This is a genomic window from Halorubrum tropicale (assembly GCF_001280455.1).
GTDB lineage: Archaea > Halobacteriota > Halobacteria > Halobacteriales > Haloferacaceae > Halorubrum > Halorubrum tropicale.
Window position 1 is genome coordinate 110,582 of the sequence record NZ_LIST01000004.1, and the last position, 23,717, is coordinate 134,298.

The 23,717-nt window shown below is 70.9% G+C and carries 23 protein-coding genes; 9 read left to right on the forward strand and 14 right to left on the reverse strand.

The window, feature by feature from the left end; translation table 11 throughout:
* Positions 1-7: 7 nt before the first annotated feature.
* From AMR74_RS10755 to AMR74_RS10765, 3 genes are all read right to left on the reverse strand, one after another.
* On the reverse strand, positions 8-310 hold the full coding sequence (locus AMR74_RS10755) for a hypothetical protein (protein ID WP_053772063.1): 303 nt from the start codon (positions 308-310) through the stop codon (positions 8-10).
* 67 nt (positions 311-377) lie between these two features.
* Complete coding sequence (locus AMR74_RS10760; RefSeq protein ID WP_053772064.1) at positions 378-1,328, reverse strand: hypothetical protein; 951 nt, start codon at positions 1,326-1,328, stop codon at positions 378-380.
* Positions 1,325-1,786: a hypothetical protein gene (locus AMR74_RS10765; RefSeq protein ID WP_053772065.1), complete on the reverse strand. Its 462-nt coding sequence runs from the start codon at positions 1,784-1,786 to the stop codon at positions 1,325-1,327. Before AMR74_RS10765 ends, AMR74_RS10760 begins: the two co-directional genes overlap by 4 nt.
* 127 nt (positions 1,787-1,913) lie before the next feature.
* On the opposite strand from AMR74_RS10765, the gene AMR74_RS10770 reads away from it, so the two are divergent.
* The 4 genes from AMR74_RS10770 to AMR74_RS10785 are packed head-to-tail and all read left to right on the forward strand — an operon-like array spanning position 1,914 to position 6,519.
* Complete coding sequence (locus AMR74_RS10770; RefSeq protein WP_082356871.1) at positions 1,914-3,386, forward strand: extracellular solute-binding protein; 1,473 nt, start codon at positions 1,914-1,916, stop codon at positions 3,384-3,386.
* A 12-nt stretch (positions 3,387-3,398) separates the two neighbouring features.
* On the forward strand, positions 3,399-4,406 hold the full coding sequence (locus tag AMR74_RS10775) for a carbohydrate ABC transporter permease (RefSeq protein WP_053772066.1): 1,008 nt from the start codon (positions 3,399-3,401) through the stop codon (positions 4,404-4,406).
* A 44-nt stretch (positions 4,407-4,450) separates the two neighbouring features.
* The gene (locus AMR74_RS10780) at positions 4,451-5,392 is read left to right on the forward strand and encodes a carbohydrate ABC transporter permease (RefSeq protein WP_053772366.1); all 942 of its coding nucleotides are present in this window, start codon (positions 4,451-4,453) and stop codon (positions 5,390-5,392) included.
* Positions 5,393-5,394: 2 nt separating this feature from the next.
* Positions 5,395-6,519: an ABC transporter ATP-binding protein gene (locus AMR74_RS10785; protein WP_053772067.1), complete on the forward strand. Its 1,125-nt coding sequence runs from the start codon at positions 5,395-5,397 to the stop codon at positions 6,517-6,519.
* A gap of 118 nt (positions 6,520-6,637) precedes the next feature.
* Here AMR74_RS10785 and AMR74_RS10790 read toward each other — a convergent pair whose 3' ends face one another.
* The gene (locus AMR74_RS10790) at positions 6,638-7,717 is read right to left on the reverse strand and encodes a TrmB family transcriptional regulator (protein ID WP_082356872.1); all 1,080 of its coding nucleotides are present in this window, start codon (positions 7,715-7,717) and stop codon (positions 6,638-6,640) included.
* Positions 7,718-7,959: 242 nt separating this feature from the next.
* Between AMR74_RS10790 and AMR74_RS10795 the strand changes: the two genes are divergently transcribed.
* Entirely contained in the window at positions 7,960-9,324 is a 1,365-nt protein-coding gene (locus AMR74_RS10795; RefSeq protein WP_053772069.1) for a glycoside hydrolase family 68 protein, read from the forward strand.
* A gap of 101 nt (positions 9,325-9,425) precedes the next feature.
* On the opposite strand, the gene AMR74_RS10800 is transcribed toward AMR74_RS10795, so the two are convergent.
* Positions 9,426-9,905: a universal stress protein gene (locus tag AMR74_RS10800; protein WP_053772070.1), complete on the reverse strand. Its 480-nt coding sequence runs from the start codon at positions 9,903-9,905 to the stop codon at positions 9,426-9,428.
* 209 nt (positions 9,906-10,114) lie between these two features.
* A complete protein-coding gene (locus tag AMR74_RS10805; RefSeq protein ID WP_053772071.1) occupies positions 10,115-12,241 on the reverse strand; it encodes a glycoside hydrolase family 32 protein in 2,127 nt (708 codons plus the stop codon).
* 220 nt (positions 12,242-12,461) lie between these two features.
* On the opposite strand from AMR74_RS10805, the gene AMR74_RS10810 reads away from it, so the two are divergent.
* Together AMR74_RS10810 and AMR74_RS10815 are read left to right on the forward strand one after the other, a co-directional pair.
* Positions 12,462-14,135 carry a glycoside hydrolase family 13 protein gene (locus tag AMR74_RS10810; protein ID WP_053772072.1) on the forward strand — a complete coding sequence of 558 codons (1,674 nt, stop codon included), beginning with the start codon at positions 12,462-12,464 and terminating at the stop codon, positions 14,133-14,135.
* A gap of 155 nt (positions 14,136-14,290) precedes the next feature.
* The gene (locus AMR74_RS10815; protein ID WP_053772367.1) at positions 14,291-15,229 is read left to right on the forward strand and encodes a carbohydrate kinase family protein; all 939 of its coding nucleotides are present in this window, start codon (positions 14,291-14,293) and stop codon (positions 15,227-15,229) included.
* Between the two features lie 31 nt (positions 15,230-15,260).
* Here AMR74_RS10815 and AMR74_RS10820 read toward each other — a convergent pair whose 3' ends face one another.
* The 3 genes from AMR74_RS10820 to AMR74_RS10830 all read right to left on the reverse strand — a co-directional run bounded on the left by AMR74_RS10820 (position 15,261) and on the right by AMR74_RS10830 (position 17,017).
* Positions 15,261-15,470: a hypothetical protein gene (locus AMR74_RS10820; protein WP_053772073.1), complete on the reverse strand. Its 210-nt coding sequence runs from the start codon at positions 15,468-15,470 to the stop codon at positions 15,261-15,263.
* A gap of 21 nt (positions 15,471-15,491) precedes the next feature.
* The gene (locus AMR74_RS10825) at positions 15,492-16,487 is read right to left on the reverse strand and encodes a DUF5787 family protein (protein WP_053772074.1); all 996 of its coding nucleotides are present in this window, start codon (positions 16,485-16,487) and stop codon (positions 15,492-15,494) included.
* An 83-nt stretch (positions 16,488-16,570) separates the two neighbouring features.
* Complete coding sequence (locus AMR74_RS10830) at positions 16,571-17,017, reverse strand: bis(5'-nucleosyl)-tetraphosphatase (protein WP_053772075.1); 447 nt, start codon at positions 17,015-17,017, stop codon at positions 16,571-16,573.
* Positions 17,018-17,218: 201 nt separating this feature from the next.
* On the opposite strand from AMR74_RS10830, the gene AMR74_RS10835 reads away from it, so the two are divergent.
* Both AMR74_RS10835 and AMR74_RS10840 read left to right on the forward strand, forming a co-directional pair.
* Positions 17,219-17,557, forward strand: coding sequence for a hypothetical protein (locus AMR74_RS10835; protein ID WP_053772076.1), 339 nt, complete (start codon positions 17,219-17,221; stop codon positions 17,555-17,557).
* Between the two features lie 162 nt (positions 17,558-17,719).
* On the forward strand, positions 17,720-18,052 hold the full coding sequence (locus tag AMR74_RS10840; RefSeq protein ID WP_053772077.1) for an uS10/mL48 family ribosomal protein: 333 nt from the start codon (positions 17,720-17,722) through the stop codon (positions 18,050-18,052).
* Positions 18,053-18,138: 86 nt separating this feature from the next.
* Here the strand turns inward: AMR74_RS10840 and tgtA are convergent, their stop codons facing one another.
* From tgtA to ahbB, 5 genes are all read right to left on the reverse strand, one after another.
* Positions 18,139-19,617: a tRNA guanosine(15) transglycosylase TgtA gene (gene tgtA, locus AMR74_RS10845; RefSeq protein ID WP_053772078.1), complete on the reverse strand. Its 1,479-nt coding sequence runs from the start codon at positions 19,615-19,617 to the stop codon at positions 18,139-18,141.
* A 78-nt stretch (positions 19,618-19,695) separates the two neighbouring features.
* Positions 19,696-20,472 (reverse strand): Nif3-like dinuclear metal center hexameric protein, encoded by a 777-nt coding sequence (locus AMR74_RS10850; protein ID WP_053772079.1) that lies wholly within the window; start codon positions 20,470-20,472, stop codon positions 19,696-19,698.
* Between the two features lie 100 nt (positions 20,473-20,572).
* Positions 20,573-21,913, reverse strand: a complete 1,341-nt coding sequence (gene hemA, locus AMR74_RS10855; protein ID WP_053772080.1) for a glutamyl-tRNA reductase — start codon at positions 21,911-21,913, stop codon at positions 20,573-20,575.
* Positions 21,910-22,590: a precorrin-2 dehydrogenase/sirohydrochlorin ferrochelatase family protein gene (locus tag AMR74_RS10860; protein ID WP_053772081.1), complete on the reverse strand. Its 681-nt coding sequence runs from the start codon at positions 22,588-22,590 to the stop codon at positions 21,910-21,912. The genes hemA and AMR74_RS10860 overlap by 4 nt, the downstream gene beginning before the upstream one ends.
* Positions 22,587-23,672, reverse strand: a complete 1,086-nt coding sequence (gene ahbB / locus AMR74_RS10865) for a siroheme decarboxylase subunit beta (RefSeq protein ID WP_053772082.1) — start codon at positions 23,670-23,672, stop codon at positions 22,587-22,589. The genes AMR74_RS10860 and ahbB overlap by 4 nt, the downstream gene beginning before the upstream one ends.
* Between the last annotated feature and the right edge of the window lie 45 nt (positions 23,673-23,717).

The window sequence follows — 23,717 nt, forward strand, 5'->3', positions numbered from 1 at the left end:
TCGCGGCTCACTCACCGCCCTCGATCGGCCGCCGGCACCCCCGGCACTCGGCCTCACCGGCGACCGCGACGGTGCCGCACGCCGGGCAGCGCCGGCCGTCGACCCCCGACATCGCGGCCGCGAGGACGTCCGCGGCCGCGGGCCGCGGCCGGTCGACCGCCCCGCGCGCGACGAGTCGCTCGATCAGCGCGTCGTCGCGGAGCCGCTCCAAGAACCGCCAGAGACCGAGGTAAAGCACCGTCGGGCCCGCGATCGCGACCACCGCCACAGCGAGGCGCCACCCGAGCGCAGCCGCCCCCATAGTGTCCATGTGTAGGGTTCGCACGGAGGAACCGTATCAGTGTCGCCGCGCGACGGGCCGAGCGCCGGTCAGCCGGTCATCGCTCCGTGAACACCACGGCGTCGCAGTCCGCGCAGGCCCGGACCGATCGCTCCGGGTTCCCGCTGACGCCGCCGGGCCCGCCACAGCAGTTCCGGAGGGTCGTGTCGCGGATCGGGCCGCCGCAGTCGGGACAGGTTTCCAGGAACGCGCGGAGCGGTCGGGCGGCGCTCCGCGCGACCGCCGGGTCGACACCGCGCTCGCGGAGCAGTTCCCCCACGGCCGTCTCCGCGAGCGCGATCGGCCGGCTGAGCCACGCGTCGCGCCGACCGTCGAGGAGGATCCGGTCGTCGTGGACCGATCCCTCGACGTCCTCGCCCGCGACGGCGGCCGCGCGCTCGGCCAGTTCCCCGTCTCCACACGCCCGAAGCGTCTCGATCCGCTCGCGGAGAGCGGTTCGGAAGTCGTCCGTCAGCCGGAGGGTCTCGCCCTCTTCGACGAGGGCTCCGGAGTCGAGTAGCGCCTCCATCGTCGCCTCCGGGCTCGGACCGTCGCCGTCGTCGATCCCGTCTGGATCCGCCGGGTCGACCGCCGGATCGTCCGGGCGCTCGTCGTTCGCAGCCGCCTCGTCAGCGCCGGCGCCGTCCGCATCGTCGGCCGCGGCCGGCCCGCTCGTCACCCCGGCGACCGAACCGGAGTCGACGACCGCGTCGTGGTCGGGGCCGAACTCGACGGGGAGCGGCTCGACGAGCCGCGGCGCGAACCGCGGCGTACCGGGGACGGCGTACCCCCGAAGCCAGATCGCCGCGCCGCCGACCACCGCGGCGAGCAGCCCCAGCGCGCGCCGGCGCCGTCCGAGGAGCAGCGCGACGACCGCCACGCCGAGCGCGTTGACCGCCGCACAGGGGAGACACCGATTCTCACCGGTGTGTTCGGGGCGCGAGACGGCGTCGACCGCCTCCCGGACGCGGCGAGCGGCGGCCCGTTCGTCGCCGTCGGCGTCGGTCATCGCTTCACCACCGGTCGGGTGACCGGCTCGCCGTGGATCGCGCGGTAGACCGTCGGGAACGCGGCGAGTCCGGACAGTTGGACGACCCCGCCGAGGGGCGCCACCCACAGCGACCCGACGGCCTCGACTGCGAGCACGCCCGTCGCGATCGACGCGAGGAAGAAGACGAGACTGAAGTACAGCGTCCGGAGCGGTAGCGTCACCAGTTCTCCCCGGCGGGGCCAGGCGCCGGTGTCGACGACGCCCGCCCGGAACCCGGCGAGGCCGAGGCTCCCCGCGGCGAGCGCGAAGAGCCCGGCGATCGGGATCGCGTCGGGGTACCGGTTCTGCGTGACGAGCGCGACGACGAACGCCGGCGTCGACAGCACCGCCAGCTCCGCGCCGCCGTAGAACACCTGTTCGAGCCACTTTGCCACGCTCTCCCGGAGTCGACCCACGACCGTCCCGGTGGTTCCCATCGTCGCGCTAGTCGACGCTCGGGGCCCAAAGCCGTTCCGGCGGCTCGCCACCGACCGTCGAAACATCATTTCTCTTACTATTGCCATCAATAGTTATATACGGGTGTATTTTATAACAACAGCTGTAATGGTAGACAATAGTTCCGGTCAGGACGGCGGGCGTGTGGGGGTATCGCGGCGGCGGTTCATACAGGCGGCCGGCGCGACGGGCGCGACGGTCGGTCTCGCCGGCTGCGGCGGCGGCGGTGGCGGCGACGGGCCGATCCAGATCACCATGGACGGCGAGTGGGAGGGAATCTCCGACTCGGTGACCGAGAGCCTGTACGAGGCGGGGCTCGACGAGTCGATCGAAGTCGAGATCCTCCCCGGCGACTTCGAGTCGGGCGCTCGGCGCTCCGAGTTCACGTCGGCGCTCGACGCCGGGCGCGCGAGCCCCGACATCTTCATGATGGATTCGGGGTGGACGATCCCGTTCATCGCGCGCGACCAGCTGGTGAACCTGAGCGAGGAGCTCTCGTCGGACACCCTCGATTATGTCGACGGTAACTACCTCGAGAGCGCGGTGAGCACGGCCAGCGACCCCGAGACGGGCGACCTGTACGGACTGCCGCTGTTCCCCGACTACCCGGTGATGCACTACCGGAAGGACCTCGTCGAGGAGGCGGGCTACGACCCGGAGGGCGACAACTGGGCGACCGAGCCCCTGAGCTGGGAGGAGTTCGCCGAGGTGGCCGCCGACGTGTGGGAGCAGAACGGCGGCCCCGACGGGGACGAGATCGACTACGGGTACACCACGCAGGCCGACAACTACGTGGGGCTGGCCTGCTGTACGTTCAGCGAGACGATAACGTCGTTCGGCGGCGCCTACTTCGGCGACCACGAGAACCTCTTCGGACCGATCGGCGACCGCCCGATCACCGTGACCGACGAGCCGGTCCTGAACACGATCCGCATGATGCGGTCGTTCATGGAGGGCCCGGACGCCGAGTACGCGCACCCGGACTTCCCGCAGATCTCCAACAGCGACCTACGGGCGTTCACCGAGGAGCCGTCCCGCGAGCCGTTCACGTCCGGGAACGCGATCTTCCACCGCAACTGGCCGTACGCGATCCCGCTCAACCTCGACTCCGAGGAGTTCGACGCCGAGGACTACGACGTGATGCCGCTGCCGTACGGCGTCGAGTCCGGCGAGGGGATGTACGAGGGCACGGGCGGTCCCGCCGCCGCGCTCGGCGGCTGGCACCTCACCATCAACCCGAACACCCAGCGGCTCGACGAGGCGGTCCAGGTGTTGGAGGCGTTCGCCAACGAGGACGTGATGGTGAACAACTTCTCGGAGGGCGGGTACCTCCCCCCGGACCCGTCCGTGACCGAGAACGTCGACCCCGAAGAGGTCGGCGCGCTCGGCGACTTCCTCGACACGCTGGCCGTCTCCGGCCAGAACACGGTTCCGCGGCCGGTGACCGTCGCGTGGCCCGACCAGGAGAGCCAGGTGGCTTCGCAGGTCTCGGACGCGTACGCGGGCGAGAAGTCGCCCGAACAGGCCATGTCCGACCTCGAAAGTTCCCTCGAATCGCTCGAGGAAGACCTGGCCGAGTAACGGGGGATCGAGATGGCAACCGACGCGCGGGCGGACGACGGCGGTTCGGTGTTCGCCCGGCCGCTCAACTGGCTGGAGACGCAGTCCGAGGAGGTGTACGCGTACGTGCTGTTAGCTCCCGCGTTTCTGCTGCTCGCGGTCGTCGCGTTCTACCCGCTCATCGCGACGTTCCGGTTCTCGCTCCTCGCGAACTCCCTCTCCGGCGCGGAGCCGTTCGGGGAATTCATCGGTCTCGGTAACTACGTGGACCTGCTCACGGGCGAGACGCCGTTCACCCAGCAGTTCATCTCGGTGACGCTCGCCGACGGATTCCCGTTCGTGGAGTTCGGCGCCCCGTTCCTACAACAGGCGCTCTTGGCGACGCTGGCGTTCGCGATCGCGAGCGTGGTCTTCGAGACGGTGATCGGGTTCGGACAGGCGCTCGTGATCGATCAAGACTTCTACGGGCGGCGGTGGGTCCGGGTGGCGATCATCATTCCGTGGGCCATCCCAATCGTCATTCAGGGGATGATTTTCTTCCTCATTTTCAACCCGACCATCGGCTGGGGAACCGAGTTCATGAGGTGGCTCGGCGTGTTCGGCGACAACCCGCTGTCAAGCAGCACGGACTCGTTCTTCATCGTGCTCGTCGCGGACATCTGGAAGACGACCGCGTTCATGGCGCTGCTCATCCTCGCGGGGCTTCAGAGCATCGACCGCGGGCTCTACGACGTCGCGAAGGTCTCGGGCGCGTCGCCGTGGCAGCGGTTCAAGTACATCACGCTGCCGCTCGTAGCGCCCGCACTCCTAGTCGCGATGCTGTTCCGGACGCTAGACGCGATGCGGATCTACGGGCTCATCGACGCGACCGCGGGCTGTGAGACGGTGCCGTCGCTGACCTGTCTCGTGATCATTGCGCTCCAAGAGAGCCGCCGCTGGGCCACCGCGTCCGCGGTCGCGTTCCTGACCGCGATCGTCATCAGCGCGTTCGTGGTCGCGTACCTGGTCGCGCTCCGTCGGAGCAGCGGGGGTGTCGCATGAGCGCGACCGATCCCGCGACGGGCGACGACGACCCGACCGTCGAGATGGCGAACCAGGCCGACCGCGAGGAGCCCGACCTCGACCGCGGCCCGATCGAGGCCTGGGCCGCGAAGATGATCTCGAACCCGCAGCGGGCGTACCGGATGGCGTTCTACGTGGCGACGTTCTTTTTCCTCGTCACGACGCTGTTCCCGTTCTACTGGCTGCTGGTCGTCGCGCTGACGCCGCGGAACAACCTCTCAGAGGTCGGCGTGTTCCTCCCGGCGGGGTTCAACCCGGGGGCGTTCATCGAAATCTTCACCACGCTCCCGTTCCACCGATACGTGTTCAACAGCTTCCTCATCGCCACTATCGCGACCGTGGCGGTGCTGCTCGTCGGGAGCCTCGCCGGCTACGTGTTCGGCCGCCTGCGGTTCCGCGGCCGGCGGCCGATGCTGCTTCTGGTGCTGGTGACGTCCTTCTTCCCGCCGGCAGCCTTCTTCATCCCGCTGAACCGGCTGTTCAACACCAACGTCGACGTGTTGCGGCCGTTGCTCTCGGCCGGGTCGCTGTACAACACGCCGTACGCGATCTTCATCCCGCTGTCGGCGATCTTCTTGCCGCTGTCGATATTCATCCTCATGACGTTCTACTCGCAGATCCCGGACGGGCTAGAGGACGCCGCGCGGGTCGAGGGGACGACGCGGCTCGGCGCGCTGTTCCGCGTGATCGTGCCGCTCTCGGCGCCGGGCGTCGCGACCGCGGGCGTGCTGACGTTCATCTCGGTGTACAACGAGTACTTCTTCAGCTCGCTGATGACCGACGGGCGCCCCGGTAGCTGGGCGCCGATGCTGGAGGGCATCCTCCGGTTCCAGGGCGAGTTCGAGGTGCTGTACAACCTCATGGCGGCCGCCAGCATCGTCGCGGTCCTGCCGGTGGCCATCCTCGTCGTCGTCGCACAGGAGAAGATCGTGAGCGGACTCACCTCGGGGGCGGTCAAGGAGTAACCATGGCATCAGTCAAACTATCGGGTATCACGAAACGATACGAGGACGTAACGGCAGTCGACGACATGAACCTGGAGATCGAGGACGGCGAGTTCGTCACCTTCGTCGGCCCCTCCGGGTGCGGCAAGTCGACCACGATGGAGACGATCGCCGGACTCACGCTCCCCACGGAGGGGAGCATCGAGATCGGTGGGCGCGACGTCACGGACCTGCCGCCGAAGGACCGGGGGATCTCCATGGTGTTCCAGAACATCGCGCTGTTCCCGCACATGGACGTGTACGACAACATCTCCTTCGGGCTCCGCCTCCGGAAGTACGACCAGGAGGAAGTCGAGCGGCGCGTCGAGGAGGCGGCCGACATCGTCCAGTTGGAGGGGATGATGGAACGGATGCCGAGCGAGATGTCCGGCGGGCAGCGCCAGCGCGTCGCCATCGCTCGCGCTATCGTCCGCAACCCGGGCGCATTCCTGATGGACGAGCCGCTGGCGAACCTCGACGCGGAGCTACGCGTCCACATGCGCACACAGCTCCAGCGGCTCCACCGCGAGCTGGACACGACCATCATATACGTCACACACGACCAGGCACAGGCGATGACGATGTCCGACCGGATCGCGGTGATCAACAGCGGCGTGCTCCAGCAGGTGGCGCCGCCGTTGGAGTGCTACAACGAGCCCGCAAACCGCTTCGTCGCCGGCTTCATCGGATCGCCGTCGATGAACTTCATCGAGGGCGAGGCGGTCGCAGACGGGTTCGAGTCGACTTACACCGACATCGAGTTCGACCCCGACGCACAGGGTGTTTCGCCGGGCCAGAACGTCACCGTCGGCGTCCGGCCGGAGGACGTTCACCTCGAACGAAACGCCGGGGAGGCGGGCGCGCCGACCAAGGCGTTCGACGCCGTCGTCGACGTGATCGAACCGGTCGGGAAGGAGGTGAACGCGTACCTCCTGTTCGACCGCGACGTGGAGGCGAGCGCCGAGGGCCGCGGCGAGGGGCAGTTGCTGATCAACCTCGAACCCGACACGACGATCTCCGAGAGCGACGACGTTCAGGTCGTGTTGGACCGCGACAACGTCCACCTATTCGACCGGGCGAGCGGCGACGCGATCAGCCACTCGCTGTAGTCGGCGACCCGCGGTCCGCTCCGCGGCCTCTCCTCGCTGTCCTGCCGCCGGCGCCCCGGCGCGAGCTCGCGGCGTTCGAGGCCCGCTTCCGACTGACGCAGAGAACCGTTCGCGACCGCTATGCCACGCTGACGAGCGTGATCCGGTGGGCCTCGACAGCCTCGACCATCGCGCCCCAACCGCCGACCTCGACGGGCCCGCCGTCGGTCTCGACGACGAGCCCGACCCGGCCGCCGTAGCTGGCGACGGTGTCGGCGTCGACCGCGTCATCGTCGCCAGCGACCACGACGTCCGAGAGGACGCCCTCGACGACACGGTCGTCGCCGCTCTCGGTGTCGGTTCCCTCGATCCGGAGCCGGACGGTCGCCCCGTCGCGGAGGAGCGGCGCGACGTCGCGGACGCAGTACCGAATGTCGATGTAGTCGATCGGCGGCTCGTCGTCGCGAGTCGTGTAGATCGACTTCCACGCGTCCCACTGGGTCGTCAGAAAGTACCAGTAGAACACGTACGTGTGCGTGCGGTCGTCGACGAGCACGCCGTACTCGTTGGTCGACCCCGCGTGGGGCGCGAAGCAGGTCTTCGTCCGATCGACGATCACAACGAATGGAGACGGGACGCGGCGGTGGCGGGCCTCGGAGCAGATCCCGGCGAGGTCCTCGGCATCCGGGAGCACCTCGCCGTCACCGTCCGGGGTGTGTATCGAGAGGTTGACGCGGACGCCGCGGTCGGTGGCCGCCCGGAGCGCCGGGCGCAGCCGCTCGAAGTGGTCGACACCGAGCGATAGGTTCACTTGCGTCTCGGCCTCGCGGATGAACTCGTCGGCGTTCTTGATCACCGTCTCGAACCGAGTGACGATGCTCACCGTCGACCGCTCGACGGAGGGCTCGTTCCAGCGGCGCTCGATCTCTTCGGTCGCGGCCGTGAGCCGCTTCGCCCGCGACTCCAAGTCGTCGGTGATCTCGTCGAGGTCGTTCGCGCGGGCGTACAGCGACTCCTGCTCGTACGTCTCGATGTAGCCGGCGCTCTCCAGGTCGCGCAACACGTCGTAGATCCGCGGGTCGGGCACCCCGCTGACGTCGGCGACCCGCGTGACCGGGGCGGCGCCCAGCTCAAGCACCGTGACGTACGCGTCGGCCTGGTACGGCGAGAGGCCGGCGTCCTCCAGCGTCTCCGTGAGTTCTGCGCGGTCCACTCTCATCCACCGTCCCCGATCGGTCGCTCCGTCCCGACAGAAGCCACCGCACGGCCGACTGTCGGATCGGCGGAATGCGCGCGTTCGAAGCGGGCGCGGACCGCTCGATCTCGTCCGGGACGTCGTGGTTCCATGCGTTGAACTACCACGGCTGTAATAAAACGTTTTATTTCCGTCTCGGCGGGTTCCGTCGCTCGCGAGTCGTCCCAACTGAAAAGGCTTTATTCGGTCCGTTGTGGAGAGATTGTATGGACGATTCGCTCCCCGGAGCCGACGGTCGGCCCCGGTCACGGTGGACGCGCGAGCAGGCCGCGGGGATCGGGCGGCGCGGGGGGAACGTCGCCCCGGTCGCGGGTCCGCCGACCGTCGACCCGTTCCCGGACCTCCACATCTGGGACACGTGGCTGCTGCGGGACCGCCACGGGGGGATCGCGGAGGTGGACGGCTGGCGGCTGGCGTTCTCGCTGACCGCGTCGGCGGACCTCCTCCCCGGGACGCGCCACGACGTGGCCGAGATCCGCTGCTTCTGCTCGCGCGACGGGAGCGAGTGGCGCGACGCCGGCCCGGTCTTCGACGGCGGCGCGCTCGGTCAGCGCCAGTGGGCCGGCTCGGCGCTGTACGACGACGGCGACGTCTACCTCTTCTACACCGCGGCCGGCCGCGAGGACGCCGACGAACTGACGTACACCCAGCGGATCGCGGTCGCGCACGGCGGCTCCGTGACCGCCGACGCGGACGGGGTCGAGATCGCGGGCCCGTGGACCCACGAGACGCTGTTGGAGCCCGACGGCGACCGGTACGAGACGGAGGCGCAGTCGCGCGGGATGACGTACACCTTCCGCGACCCGTGGTTCTTCGAAGACCCCGCGTCCGGCGAGACCCACCTCCTCTTCGAGGCCAACGTCCCGGCGCCCGAGCGCGACGGGGACGACGCCGCGACGAGCGAGCGGCGCGAGTTCAACGGCTGCGTCGGCGTCGCCGCCTCCCCCACGGGCGACCCGCTCTCGTGGGAGCTCCGCCCGCCGCTCCTCGACGCCGTCGAGGTGAACCAGGAGCTCGAACGCCCGCACGTCGTCGTCGCGGACGGCTGCTACTACCTGTTCGTCTGCAGCCACGTCCACACGTTCGCGCCGGGGGTGGCCGGCCCGGACGGGCTGTACGGCTTCGTCGCGGACCGGTTCGAGGGCCCGTACCGCCCCCTGAACGGGAGCGGGCTCGTGGCGACGAACCCGTCAGGCGCGCGGTTCCAGGCGTACTCGTGGATGGCGTTCGCCCACGGCGAGGAGGTGCTGCTCCAGAGCTTCCTCAACTACCACGACTTCGCGGGCGACTCGCTGGACGCGGTCGCGGAGCTCCCGGAGGCCGAGCAGCGCGCGCGGTTCGGCGGCACGCTCGCGCCGACGCTCCGGCTCGCGGTCGACGGCGACGAGACGCGGCTGCTCGGGGCGCTCGACGCCTGGCGGATCCCCGCGCCGGACGAGCCGCTCCCGCCGGTCGACGAGTCCGAAGTCCCCGACGACGACTTCGACGGGGTGACCCGCGAAGGCGCCGTCGGCGGCGATTACGGCGCCGACCGCCCGTTCGGGTCGGAGTACGACGAGCCGGTCCCGTAGCCTACGCGACCGTTCTCGTGCCGTCCGCAGTGGGTGCGGGCGGGAGGTGAGAGGCCGGCGACTCCGCGACCGGTGCGCCGGACGGGAGAAAAAACGCCGAGTTACGCGGGGACGGTCGCTTCCGTCTGCTCCTCGGACCGGTCCTTGACGAACGTCACCGGGCAGTCCGCTTCGAGCAGCACGCGCTGCGCGGTCGAGCCGAACAGCGCCTTCCCGGTCGCCGAGCGGGAGCGCCCGCCCACGACGACGAGGTCGGCGTCGAGGCTCTCGCTCTTGTCGAGGATGCTCTCGGCCGTTTCGCCGAGCGCGCCGCGAATCTCGTAGTCGACGCCCGCGCGTTCGAGTCGCTCGGCGACGTCGCTGACGATCCGCGACCGCTCCGAGACGTCGTCGGGCGTGACCTCGGAGTCTTCGTCGATGTTCAGCTGCGTCTCGATCGTGTCGTATCGCTCGCGGTCGAACACGTGGAGTAAGACGACGCGGCCGTCCGGGTCGACGACGGACGCCGCGGTCTCCGCGAGTTCTTCGAGGCGGCTCTCGTCTTTCGATCCGACGGCGAGGAGGACTGTGTTCATGCTCATCTCGATTACTGATTGGGGACGCCGACACTTATATCTTCGGAATATTAATTCGGAGTTGAGTTAATATTCATGAAATTGGGCGGATCGCGCGCTCGGCGGGCGTAGCGGCCGATCGACGCGTCTCCGCGGATCGGTTGCAATCCGTCTGAGCGGCGAGAGAACGAGCGGCCTCGCGGGCGACGACCGGCTGTCGCCTCGGCGCCGCCGGCTCAGTCCGTCCGGCCCGACGGCGTGTCCGGGAACCCGCCGTCGAGTTCCCAGATGAAGAGGTCCTCGACCTCTGCGCGGCCGCCGGACGCCGCGAACGAGATTCCGGTGCTGTCCGTCCGCGTCGGGTAGACGCGGCTCGTCAGGCAGTGGCGCTCGTTGGCGAACAGCTCGACCGTGGAGCCGTCGAGGAAGGCCCGGAGGGTGAGGGGCTCGTCGTACGGCGTCACCGGCATCCGCTGTTCGTCGCTCCGCGCGCGCGGGTCCTCGCTCGCGGCCGAGCGGTCGACGACGAGCTCGTTCGTCGCGTTGTAGCGGATCTCGGTGCGCTCTCGCCGGTCCGGCGACTCGAAGACGGAGAGCGTCACGGCGTCGGCGTCGTCGAGCGCGACCGTCGCCGCCAGTTCGAGCGCGCGGCCGCCGGCGGGAGCGGTCCACCGCTCGTCGTCGAGTGAGACCGACGCCCCGTCGACCTGCTTCGCCTCCCTGAGCGCGGTCAGCTGCGGCGCCGGCCGCTGGGTCAGCTCGCCCGACTCGTCCACCTCGATCCGCCGCGGCACCGACAGCGAGCCGGACCAGCCCGCGTCCCACTGTGCCTCGGCGTCGCGGGCCTCGGGGAGCCACCCCCACGTCAGGTAGCCGTCGTCGACGGCCATCGACTGCGGCGCGTAGAAGTCGCCGCGGTCGAGGACGCCCCGGGAGGCGACCTCGAACGCCCCGTCGCGACGCGTGCCGACGAAGTACGGGACGCTCTCGTAGTCCGAGACGTGGAGGAGGTCCCACTCCCCGAAGCGGAGCAGCTCGGGACACTCCCAGACCGCCCCGGCGTCCGGCCGCTCTGCGGTGAGGAACCGCCCCTCGTAGCGCCAGTCGCGGAGGTTCTCGGAGCTGTACCGGAAGACCGTCCCGCCGACGTCGGTGAGGCCGGAGCCGATGAGCTGGTGCCACCGGCCGTCCTCCCGCCAGACGCAGTGGTCCCGGAACTCCGCCTGCCAGTGCTCCGTCTCCAGCACGTCGACGTCGTCCGGCGGCGCCTCGATCACCGGGTTCGACCGCTCTTTGGTCCACGACTGCAGCATCGGGTCCGCGGCGGTCGCCAGGCAGGGGAGCTGTCGGCGGCCGCGCCCGCCGGTGTACAGTATCGTCGGCTCGCCGTCGAACTCGACCGCGCAGCCCGACCAGCAGCCGTCGCTGTCCGGGCCGTCGGGCGACGGTGACAGCGCGACCGGCTCGTCGCGCCAGGTTACGAGGTCCTCGCTCGTGGCGTGGCCCCAGTGGATCGAGTTGTGGTACGGGCCGCCCGGGTTGTACTGGTAGAACACGTGATACGTCCCGTCGCGCTCGATCAGCCCGTTCGGGTCGTTGAGCCAGTTCGCCGGCGGCGTGAGGTGGTACCGGGGCCGTTGCTCGTCGCCGTCGAGCCGCGCTCTGAGGCGTCGGAACCCCTCCCCGTCGACCGGGCGGTCGAACCTCGGGTTCGGGCCGGCCGCCAGCGACTCGACAAGCCCCTCGACGAGCCGGTCTCGGTTCGTGCCGTACGGCTCCGAGACCGCCGGCGCGAGCGCCAGTTCGCCGACGCCCAGCACCGCCCCCTCGCCCGGGTGCCATGAGACCACGCTGGTCTGGGTCGGCCGGTCGTGCTCGCCCTCGACGGTCGACGCGAGGACTTCGCCATCGGCGGGGAGCCGGTCCTCGTAGCGGGCGTAGGGAACCGTCCCGCGGTCCGCGACGGGCGTCCGGAGCCCCTCGAACGCGTCGACCGCGGGGTGGTCGTCGTACACCGACCGCCAGAGGGGCCCGGTCGGGGCCGTGACGGTCCGCGTCCCGACGGCGTCGGGCGCGACGGACTCGAAGCCGAGCGACGTCGCCGCCCCCACGGCGCGGAGGCTCAGGAGGAGTCCGCCGCCGTCGCGGACGAACGCCGCGAGCGCCGACGCGGTCCGGTCCTCGACCGCCGGCGCCTCCGCGCGGTGCCACCAGAGGACGTCGTGCGCCGTCGTCGGCGTGACCCGCGCCGGGTCGACGAGGTCGACGTCGTACCTGGCCTCCGCCCACTCGCGCGCCGCCGCCTGTCGGTCGCTCGGGTCCCCCTCGACGAGGAGCCCGACGCGAACCGGTCCGGCTGTCATGCGTCGGTCATCGCCTCCCGGGATAAAAACGCGATCCATCTCGCGGCGCGGGACGGCGGTCGTCTGCCGTCGCCGCCCGCCGATCGAACCGGGCGATTGCGGGCGGACTGGGCCGTTTCGATAGTGCTAACAGACGAGGGACTACTATCGACGCAGTACCGGTCGGACCGGCGGAGAGCCGCGGCGGACCGCGCGCCGCGTCGGCCGGATCGCACCAAAAATGACAGAGCGCGCATGGTGGAAGGAGGCGGTGGTGTATCAGATCTACCCGCGGAGCTTCAACGACTCCGACGGCGACGGGGTCGGCGACATCCCGGGCATCGTCGAGAAGCTCGACTACGTCGACGAGCTCGGCGTCGACGCGGTCTGGCTGAGCCCGGTGTACGAGTCGCCCCAGCACGACAACGGGTACGACGTCAGCGACTACCGCTCGATCCACTCGAAGTACGGGACGATGGACGACTGGGAGTCGCTGCTGGCCGGCCTCCACGACCGCGATATCCGCCTGGTGATGGACATGGTCGCGAACCACACCTCGTCCGAACACGAGTGGTTCCGGCAGTCCCGCGCGGACCCGGACGGGGAGTACGGCGACTACTACGTCTGGCGCGAGGGGGACGCCGACGAGCCGCCGAACAACTGGAAGTCGTTCTTCGGCGGCTCCGCCTGGACGTACGACGAGGAGCGCGAGGCGTGGTACCTCAGCCTCTTCGACACGACGCAGCCCGACCTCAACTGGCGCAACCCGGACGTCCGAGCAGAGATGCACGAGGTGATGAACTGGTGGCTCGACAAGGGCATCGACGGGTTCCGGCTCGACGTGCTCAACCTCATCTCGAAGCCCGAGGGGCTGCCCGACGGCGACCCCAGTCGAGACCTCGTCGGGAGCGAACACTTCGTCGACGGCCCCCGGATCCACGAGTACTTGGCCGAGATGCACGACGCGGTGTTCGCCGGGCGGGACATCGTCACCGTCGGCGAGATGCCGGAGCTAACCCTGGATTCCGCCCGCGAGTACACCGGCGAGGACGGCCCGCTCGACTTAGTCTTCCCCTTCGAACACGTCCAAGTCGACTTCGGGCCGAACGGCCGGTGGGACGTCGGCGAGTGGACGCTGCCGGAGCTCAAGTCGGTCCTCGATACGTGGCAGCGCGGCCTCGACGACGAGTGGTGGACGACCCTCTTCTTCGAGAACCACGACCAGCCGCGCAGCGTCTCCCGGTTCGGCGACGACGAGCGGTACCGCTACGAGTCCGCGACGGCGCTCGCGACGGCCCTCCTAACGCTGCGTGGAACGCCGTTCGTCTACCAGGGCCAGGAGCTCGGCATGACGAACACCACCTTCGAGAGCCTCGACGACGTCGCCGACGTCGACACCGTCCGGAACGTCCGCGAGCTGATCGCGGATGGCGTGTACGGCGGGTACGGGGAGGTCAGGGGCGTCGTCGAGGCCCGGTCGCGCGACAACGCTCGGACGCCGATGCAGTGGACCGACGGCCGACACGCGGGCTTCACCGACGGCGACCCGTGGCTCCCGGTCAACGACGACTACGAGGCCGTCAACGCCGCCCGCGAGCGTGAACGGACGCCGTCCGTGCTGTCGTACTACCGGACGCTGATCGGCGTGCGGGGCGACTCGGAGCCGCTCCGGTACGGCTCCTACGAGCTCCGCTACCCCGACGACGAGCAGCTGTACGTCTACGAGCGGCGCCTCGACGGCGAGCGGGTCGTGGTCGTGCTCAACCTCTCGGGCGAACCCCGGACGGCCGACGTTACCCCGGTCGGGCCGTCCGCCGCGCTGCTCCTCGGGAACTACGAGTCGGTGCCCGAGGCGCCCGGCGAGCCGTTCGACCTGCGCCCGTACGAGGCTCGGCTGTACGCCGAGTCCGGCTGAGGTCCGGCCGGCGCCGTCTGCGGACGCCGCCGGGGTCCCGTGAATTTAATACCGGCACGCGCGAGGTGCGGGTCGAGAGATGTCCCGTCGGCACCGAGGCGAGGCGACCGCGGAGCAACGGCGCGGCCAGCACAGCGGACCCGTCCGAGCGCGGCATGACGCGTGAGGCGCTCGTCGCCGGCGAGGCGCTGATCGACTTCATCCCCGACAGGCACGGCCCGCTCGCGGCGGTCGAGTCCTTCTCCCGACGCGCTGGCGGCGCGCCGGCCAACGTCGCGGTCGGGCTCGCCAGGCTCGACCGGACGCCGTGGTTCTGTACGGCGCTCGCGACCGACGCCTTCGGCGAGCACCTCGCGTCCGTCCTCGACCGCGAGGGGATCTCGGACCGGTTCGTGCGCCGCGTTCCGGACGCGCGGACCGCGCTGGCGTTCGTCTCGCACGGCGAGGACGCCGACCGAGAGTTCACCTTTTACCGAGAGGGGACGGCCGACAGGCGGTTCGACGCGAGCGGCGTCCCGGACGAGGTCCTCCAGTCGGTCGACGTCGTGGTCGTCGGCGGAGTGACGCTGACCGTCGAACCGGCCCGCTCGGCGACGTTCGACCTCGTCGAGCGCGCGCGGGCGGCGGACTCGCTGGTCTGTTTCGACCCGAACGTCCGGCCGGAGCTCTGGGAGGTCGACCCCGAACCGACGCTGCGGCGGATGCTCTCGGCGACGGACGTTCTCAAGGCCTCGCGGGAGGACCTCGGCGGCGACGCGCTCCCGGCGGCCCCCGACGAGCTACTCGACGCCGGACCGGACGCCGTCTTCCTGACCGAGGGCGAGGCGGGGGCGCGCCTGGTCGCCGGCGAGGACTCCCCGTGGGAGTGCGGCGAGTGGCGCCACGGCGGCTACCGCGTCGACGACGTCGTCGACACGACGGGCGCGGGCGACGCGTTCACCGCGGGCGTCGTCGCGGGACTGGTCGACGAGGCCGCGCCCGAGGAGGTCCTCGGGTTCGCGAACGCCGTCGCCGCGGCGTCGACCCGCTCCGAGGGGGCGATGACGGCGCTCCCGGACAGGGAGGCCGTCCGGCGTGTCCGGGAAGACTCCTGACCGCCGCTCCGGAGGTCGCTCGCGGCGAGTCTCACTCGGCGCCCGACCGCACGTTCGTCCCGACGAGGGCGATCAGGTACGAGAACGCCGGGAACAGCACGGCGACCGCGGCGAGGTGTCCGGGATCGATCCCCGCGGGACCGTCGAGGAGAAGCCCGGTGTACTGGAGGACCGCCAGCGTGAGCACCACGACCACCGTTCGCGCGGCGTACTCTGCGAGCGATTGGTTCGGGGACCGCATACGGCGGGCTGGCTCTCCCACTCACTCAACGCTTTCGGGCCGGTCCCGCTCGCGTTCCCGCCGTCGGTCCAACACTCGCTTGTACCCCTTCCCCGGGCCGCCCTCGATGGGCCACCCGCGCGTGCGCCACTGCGGCGGCTCCGGCGAGAACTTCGGACAGGACCCCGAGCACTCCCGCGCGGTCGGGACCTTCCCCTTCGCGGCGCAGTGCGGGAGAAGCGCGCGCCCCTCGCGCCTGAGTTCGAAGTGCCGACAGTCGGGACGCATCGTCTCGTGGAACGACCGCCACCCCTTCCCGTAGGCGCGCTCCGCGATCTCAAGCCGGAGCGTCTCCGTCTCGGGGTCGCGGCGTTCGCCTTCGCCCGGCGCGAGGTCGCTCGGGTGCCACGCCACGTCGGCCGCGTCGGCGTCGACGCCCGCGGAGAAGTCGGTCGCGAGGATGCCGGCCTCGACGGGCAGCTCGCGGAGGAGGGCGGGCTCGACGCGCTCGCCGGTCGTCTCCGTCGCGAGCCACGCCTCGTCGGCGAGCCCGGTCTCGACGTCGTGGTCGAGCTGGTCGGCGAGCCGGTCGGCCGCCGAGCGGTCGAGGTCCGGCTTGTTCTCGACCGCGACGATCCGCTCGACCCAGTCCGGATACGGCCGCACCCGGCGGATCTCGATCCGGTTGCCGTCGCGGCGCTTCTCGATCAGGTCCCGGCCCGCGGCGCGGTGGACCGCCTGCCGCACGTAGCGCCACGGGTAGCCGGGGTGCGGGAGCGCGTCGCGATAGAACGCCCAGTCGGCGGGCGCGCCGCGGACCACGTGGAGGAGGTCAGAGTCGATGGTCCGGTCGCCGAACGCGCGCCGCCGCGCGAACGCCGCCGGGTCGACCTCGATCACGACCGTGTCCCAGCGGCGCTCCTTGGTACCGAGCTGGCGGGCGACGATCGCCGGACGCGGCCCCTCGCTCGGGTGCCAGGCCAGCTCGGCGAACCGGCAGACCAACAGCTCGTAGCCGAACTCGGCGTCGGGCGTCACTGATCGACCCGTCGAGCGGGGCGGACAAAAGCGAACCGCTCGGGGGGTGCGGCCGCCGTCGACCGCGTGCGGCCCCGTCCCGATCAGACGTACTTGCCGTCTTCCTCGTCCTTCCGCTCGTCGAGGTACTCGTGGGCCTCCTCTAGGATGTCGCGCGGGCCGTCCTGCGTGATCGTGTTGATCGCCTGGTCGTAGTCGCGCCACTGGAGGTCGCGGTGCTCCTTCGAGAGCTCCGCGCTCGCCTCGAACGAGCGGGCGATGAAGAGGTGGACCGTCTTGTGGATGGTCTCCCCGTTCGCCTCGAACACGTAGTCGTACTCCCTGCGGAACCCGTCGATCAGCCGGAAGTCCTCGATTCCGGCCTCCTCGCCGACTTCTCGTATCGCCGTCTGCTGGAGCTCCTCGTCCCCCTCGACCCCGCCTTTGGGGAACTCCCAGTCCCCCGGTCGGCTCTTCAGGAGCAGGTACTCCCGTTCGCCGCGGGTATCGCGGAAGAGGATGGCTCCGGCACTGGTCGCTTCGACCGTCATTGGCCGCAGGTAAGCGATCACCCCTAAAGAGCGTGTCGGACTTCCGAACGGTCGCGTCAGTGCGGACTGGAAGACGACACGGCGGGGTTCCGAGCATCGCCGGACGGTCGAAACGGCGCCACACCGCTCTCGGTACCGGTCAATAGCACTCGGTCGGTCTCATAGTTCGTTTTATCATTGCGTCGCACGTGGCCCGGAATAATGGGAGCGACTGCCGAGGTTCGGCGGCGGTGTCGACTCGCGACGGAACCGCACCGCGACAGGGGCGTGACGCTCCACGGCGTCGACGGCCGGACGTATCACGCCATCGACGCGACCGAGGACGCCCGCGACCGCTTGGCGGACCTACGCCTCGGGGACGCGGTCGAAGTCGTCCTCGAACCCGTCCGCTGTCGGGGCGACGGCTGGCGGATCACCCGGTTGCGCAGGGTCGACCGAGGGGACGGTCCGGCCGGTCGCCTTCAGGGAACTGGTCCGACGCAGCGCCGACCGTCCGGCGAGCGCGACGACTCCGCGGGCCGGCTAAACGCGAACCCGTAACACGGGGTTCGAGCCCGAACGCGGCCGCGGCGCGCGGCGGTGTAGATACCGCGGGTGCGCTCGGCTCCAGCGACCGTCACGTCCGGGGCGAAGTCGGGGCCCGGAATCGCGGGTAGATGCGTTTTTACCGCTCGGGCGGCCATTGGCGGACGACCCCCAGCCATGACCTTCGTCACGAAACTCGACTTCGCGTCCGGCGACCGCGACGTGCTCGTCGAGACCGTCCAAGAGCTCAAGGAGACCCTCGAACGCAAGGGCGCCGAGTGTAAGGGCCCGCACGCGAGCCCCTCCGAGACGGTCACCGTCCCGCTGTACAAGGACCTCGCGCCGGGCGACGAGTTCTCGCCGTGGCGCTACGACGTGTACCGCCGCTCGATGGAGATCCACGGCGCCGACGACATCGCACGCGACGTGGTCGGCCGCGACTTCCCGGACTCGATCCACGTCGAGGTCGAGGTCGACCAGAAGAAGCCGCTCGGACACCGACGCGACTGAGGCGGTCGGCGTCCGGAACGGGCGGACGACGCGGTCACGGCTGCGCTTTTCGCCGCGACGACGCTCCCTCGCGAGCCGCCGGTCCGTCAGCCGAGCGTCCGCAGGTTCTCCGTTTCGACGCGGTCCGGGAGCCGTTCCAGCGCCGCGTCGCACCACGCGTCGTGGCCGAGCGTGAGCGCCGTCTCGGGGTTGGCGTCCGCGAGCGCGGCCACGCCCGCCGCGGCCGCGACCTGCGCCGCGTCGTCGGTCCGCTCGGGCACCTCGGCGGTGAGCGGGTACGTCTCCGAGAGCGCGGGCGGGTAGGGGCCGAACGGCGGCGTCACGCGCCACACCGCGTCGTAGGCGTGGTCGGAGGGCGCCTTCGACTCGGTGAGCAACAGGTCGTCCGGCGCCGTCAGCCGGCCGAGGCGGTCCCGGTGCCGTCGCACCTCGGGCCGGCGCGCCGCCTCGTGGGAGGTGTAGAAGAACGCGTCCTTCGAGCCGGGGTCGGTGCGCTCCAGCTCCTCGGCGTGGTCGAGCAGCGCGCGGTAGCCGTCGAGCATCGCCGGGTGGCCGCGGGCGCGGCGGTCGACCAGGTCGAGCAGGTTCCCGGACCGGATCGCCTCCTTCACCCGGCGCAGCTCCTCGAAGGTGACGTGGAGGTTGTGCTCGGCGAGCAGGCGCTCCGTCTCGCCGTCGCCGAAGCCGCGGAGGTCGGCCGGGGCGTGGTGCGCGCAGACGGGACACGAGCAGGGGAAGTAGTCGAGGTCCTCCAGGTGTTCCGTCCCCGACACCGTGAGGTAGCGGCCGTCGCGGGCCATCAGCGCGTAGGCGGCCGAGTCGAACAGGTCGCAGCCGGCCGCGACCGCGAGGGCCAACATCATGGGGTGGCCGGCGCCGAACAGGTGGACCGGGACGCCCGGGCCGAGCCCGCGCTTCGCCGCGCGGACCGCCTTGACGACCTCGGCGTAGCGGTACGAGTTCAGGAGGGGGACCATCGCGCCGACCGGGAACACGTCGAGGTCGGTCGCGGCCGCGTGCCGACCCGCCGCCTCGCGGAGGTCGGCGTACGTCGCGCCCTGGACCGGCGCGTTGACCAGCATCTCGCCCGTGTCGGCGTCCTCGGCGTCCGCGAGCGCCCGCTTCGTCGTCTCTAACTCCCGCTCCGCCCGCTCGCGGTCCGCGTCGGGCGGCGTCGGGACGTCGACGGGGGTCGCCACGTCGCTGCCGATCCGCCGCTGGAACTCGATTATCTCCGCGGTCGTCACGTCGATGTCGCCGTACTCGGCCAGCTGGAAGGAGCCGGAGTCGGTCATGATCGCGCCGTCGAACCCGAGGAACTCGTGGAGCCCCTCGTCGACCACGCGGTCGCGGATGCGGTCCGTGCTGCGGATGATGTAGGAGTTCGTGATAAGCATCTCCGCGCCGAACTCCTCGCGGAGCCGCTCGGGCTCGATCGTGAGCACGTTGGGGTTGACCACGGGCAGGAGCGCCGGCGTCTCGACCGTGACGTCGGCGCGCGGGACCTCCAGTCGGCCGATCCGGCCGGCCGCGTCGTGGTCCCGGATCTCGAAGTGATCGCGCATACCCCGACTGCGCGGACGCGAGCGGTAAGGGTTGCGTTCGGCGGCGAGCGCGCCGCCGGGAGCGCGGTCGCGCCCCCGTTACAGCCCGGTCGGGTGCGAGAGGTACGTCGTCTCGACGCCCCAGTCGTCGGTCAGCGACTGGAGCGCGCGGACGCCGAACGTCTCCGTGGCGTAGTGGCCGGCGAGGAACACCGTGACGCCCGCCTCCCGCGCGTCGTGGTAGACCTGCTGTTTCCCCTCGCCGGTGATCAGCGCGTCGGCGCCGGCGGCGACCGCCTCGTCGAGCCAGTCGACCCCGGAGCCGGTGACGACCGCGACCCGTTCGATCTCGTCGGGGCCGAAGTCGAGCACCCGCGTGGGCGACGACTCGCCCTCCGGCTGCCCCTCGAAGCCGTCGAGCGTCTCCCGGATCGCCGCCGCCGACCGCGGTTCCGCCGCTTCGCCGATCGTCCCGACCGTCACCGGCCCCATCTCGCCGAACGGGTCGCGGTCCGCGAGCCCCACCGCGTCCGCGACGCCGGCGGCGTTGCCCAGTTCTCGGTGGCCGTCGAGCGGGAGGTGCGAGACGTACAGTGCGATGTCGTGCTCGACTAAGGCCGCGATCCGGTCGTGGACCCGTCCGGTGACGCGCTCGATCCCGCCCCACGAGAGCCCGTGGTGGACGACGAGGGCGTCGGCGTCCGCGTCGGCGGCGGTCTCGATCGTCGCCCGCGCGGCGTCGACCGCGAACGCGACGCGCTCGATCTCGGCCTCCTCCGGCCCCACCTGGAGCCCGTTCGCGCTCGCGTCGACGTCGGCGTACGCGGCCGTGTCGAGTCGGTCGTCGAGTCGGTCGACGTACTCGGAGAGCTTCATACCGACCCGTGGACCGGCCGGGAAATAAAGCGCGGCGGTCCGCGGGGACCGGTCCGGGCGAAATCGCGAGCGGTCCGGGGCGCCGCAGCGGACGCGAGGATTAGTCGTCCAGCTCCTCGGCGACGGACTCCGGGATCGTGTCCGGGCCGCCGGCCCCCGCCTCGGTGAGGTCCGCCCCGTCCGGCCCCTCCGCCTGCGCGGTGAACTCGGGGTCGAACAGCTGGAGGGCGGTCCGGATCGTCTCCCAGTCGTCCTCGCCGGCGGCGTCCCGGAGCGACCGGGTGGGGGCGGCGAGCAGCTGCCCGACGAGCGCGTCCGCCAGGTCCTCGACCGTCTCGCGCTGCTCGTCGCTCAGGTCGCCCTGCGCCTCCAGCTTCGACATCGCGCGGTCGAGCTCGCGCGCCTTCACCCGGTCCGCGCCGGCGTACATCGCCGAGATGGCGTCGTCGGCGCGCTTGCGCTTGTACGCCTCCAGGATGCGGTCGAGCTCGTCGTCGATGATCGACTCGACCTTCCGGGCCTCCTCGGCGCGGCTCTCCCGAGTCCGCTGGGTGACGTCCTCGAGGTCGTCGATATCGTAGACGGTGACGCCCTCGCGGGCGCCGGCCGCGGGGTCGACGTCGCGGGGCTGCGCGATGTCGATACAGACGACGCGACCGGCGCCGTCGACGTACGACGGGTGGACGACGAGGTCGGGGCTCCCGGTCGCGGTGACGACGAGGTCGGCCTCGGGGATGATCGCGGGGAGGTCGGCGAGCGACACCGCCTCCGCCCGGGTGTCGACCTCCTCGACGACGAACTCCGCGTGGGGCACGGTGCGGTTCGCGACGACGATCTCGGAGACGGCGGTGTCGTCGAGGGTCCGGGCCGCGAGCGTCCCCATCTCGCCGGCGCCGACGACGACGGCCGTCCCGTCGGTGAGGTCGATCTCGCCCGCCGCCAGCCTGACGGCCGCGGAGCCGAGCGAGACGACGCCCTCGTTGATCTCGGTCTCCGTCCGCGCGCGCTCGCCGACGTGGAGCGCCTTCGTCACGGCGTCTTTGAGCACCGGTCCGATGCCGCCCGCCGACTTCGACTCCTCGTAGGCCTCGCGCAGCTGGCCGATGATCTGGTCCTCGCCGAGCACGAGCGACTCCAGTCCGGAGGCGACGCGCATCAGGTGTTCCAGGCTCTCCTCGTGGTCGAGGCGGCGGACCGCCCCGGCGCGCACGTCGGGGGCGAACGTCGACAGCGCCGTCGCCCCGTCGACGGTCCGGTCGGTGACGACGTACGCCTCCGAGCGGTTACACGTCTGTACCGCGAACGCCTCTTCGACTCCCTCGCGCGCGAGCAGGTCGGAGACGGTCGCGCGGACGCCGTCGCCGCCGGCGGCCTCGATCTCGTCGACGGTCGCGTCGGCGTGGGCGACGCTCACGCCGGCGATCGCACCCGTCTCTCTCATCGGTCGAGTACCTCCTCGATCACGGTGTCGGCCTCTTGCCGTCCGTTGGATCTCCCCTTTTGTAAACCCTTCCAAACCCCCCGGGATCTGACAACGCGCCGGACCGCTTCCCGGCGTTTCGCGGGCGGTACGCCCGCCGCTTTCAGCTCCTCACGGATCTCGCCCGAGAGCGCCGCCATCGCGCCCGCCCCCTCGATCTCGGCCTCGATCCGCTCGCGCAGCGCCTTCGCGAGCGCGGGGCTCGTGCCCCCCGTCGAGAGCGCCACGGTCACGGGGTCGTCCTCCACCGTCGCGGGGACGACGACGCTCCCGGGGTCGCGGCCGCCCGACACGTCCGTCCGGTTGACGAGGAGCCCCCGGTCCAGCGCGGCCGACTCGACGGCGGCGTTGACCGCGGCGTCGTCGGTCGCGGCGACCGCGAGCGCCGGGGCGAGCCGGTCGATCCAGTCGGGCACCGCCTCCGGGTCCGGGGCGGCGCGTATCAGTTCGACGGCCGGCCCGTCCGCGGACTCCGAGTCGCGCCCGTCCGCGAGCGATCGCAACCGCTCGTCGAACTCGGGGCTGACGACGACGACTCGGGCCGCCTCGTCGAACCCCCGTGCCTTGCGCGCGCCGACGGCACCGCCGCCGAAGACGGCGACCGTCTCGCCCGCGAGGTCGTGGTAAAGCGGGGTCACGCCGTGTTGCTGTCCGCCCGGTCCGCGATGCGGATGCCGGTCTTCTTCAAGATGCGCGTCGAGAACAGCGTGTCCCAGTCGTCGGCGCCCACGTCCCAGTGCTCGTCCATGAGCTCCCTGACCTCCGCGATCCGGCGCTCGCTCTCCGCCTCCGTGCGGCCGTGCGTCATCGCGAAGAAGTTGTACTCCCAGACGCCGGCGTGGCGCGGGCGCTCGTAGCAGTGCGTGACGAAGTCCAGCGACGCGACGGCGGGCCCGACCTCGTCTAAGACCTCCTCGGGCACGTCCCAGACCGTCATCCCGTTCTCCGTGTAGCCGAGCGCGTAGTGGTTCGGGATGACGCCGACGCGGCGCACCTTCCCCTCCCGCTCGAACCGCTTGATCGTCTCGATCACCCAGTCGACGTCGGCCCCAATCGCCGCCGCCACGTCGGCGTACGGCGTCTCCGTGATCGGGAGGCCGCCCTGGATCTCGACCACGAGGTCGCGCTCGTCGGGCGTGAGCGTCCCGCGGTCGCTGGGCGTGACCTCGGGGCCCAGGTGCGAGAGGTCCACGTCGCCGTCGGGCACCGGCCCGTCGACGAGGAACTTCGCGCCGACGTGGAACTCCCGGAGCTTCGGGAGGTTGTACGTCTCCTGGCCCGTCGCGGACTCGATCTCCGCGAGCACCTCCTCGACGCGGTCGTGGCCGTCCTTGTCCGGGTCGGGGTGGTCCGCGACGCTCACCACGAACCACATGTTGAGGTGCGGGTGCTCCCGCTCGTAGTTGTGCGCGACCGCGGTGAACTCGTTCACCGTCTCCGCGATCTCGTCGTAGCGGTCCTCGGGCGCGTGCATGGCGACGAGCGACGCCGCCCCGCCGATCTCCTCGGCGTTGACGAGCGCGCCGAACCGCGATAAGATCCCCTCCTCGTCGAGTTCGCGGACGCGCTCGCAGAGCGCCGGCCCCGTGACCTCGACGCCGCGCTCCCTGAGCGCGGCCGCCGCCGCGTCGAAGGGGCGCTCCGCGACCGGGAAGCCGCCCTGGAACGCGTTGATGATCGCGCGGTCGAGCGCCGTCAGATCCGCGTCGACCTCCTGCATGGACCGATCTCGGACCCGAGCGAGAATAAGCGATTCGACCCGTCG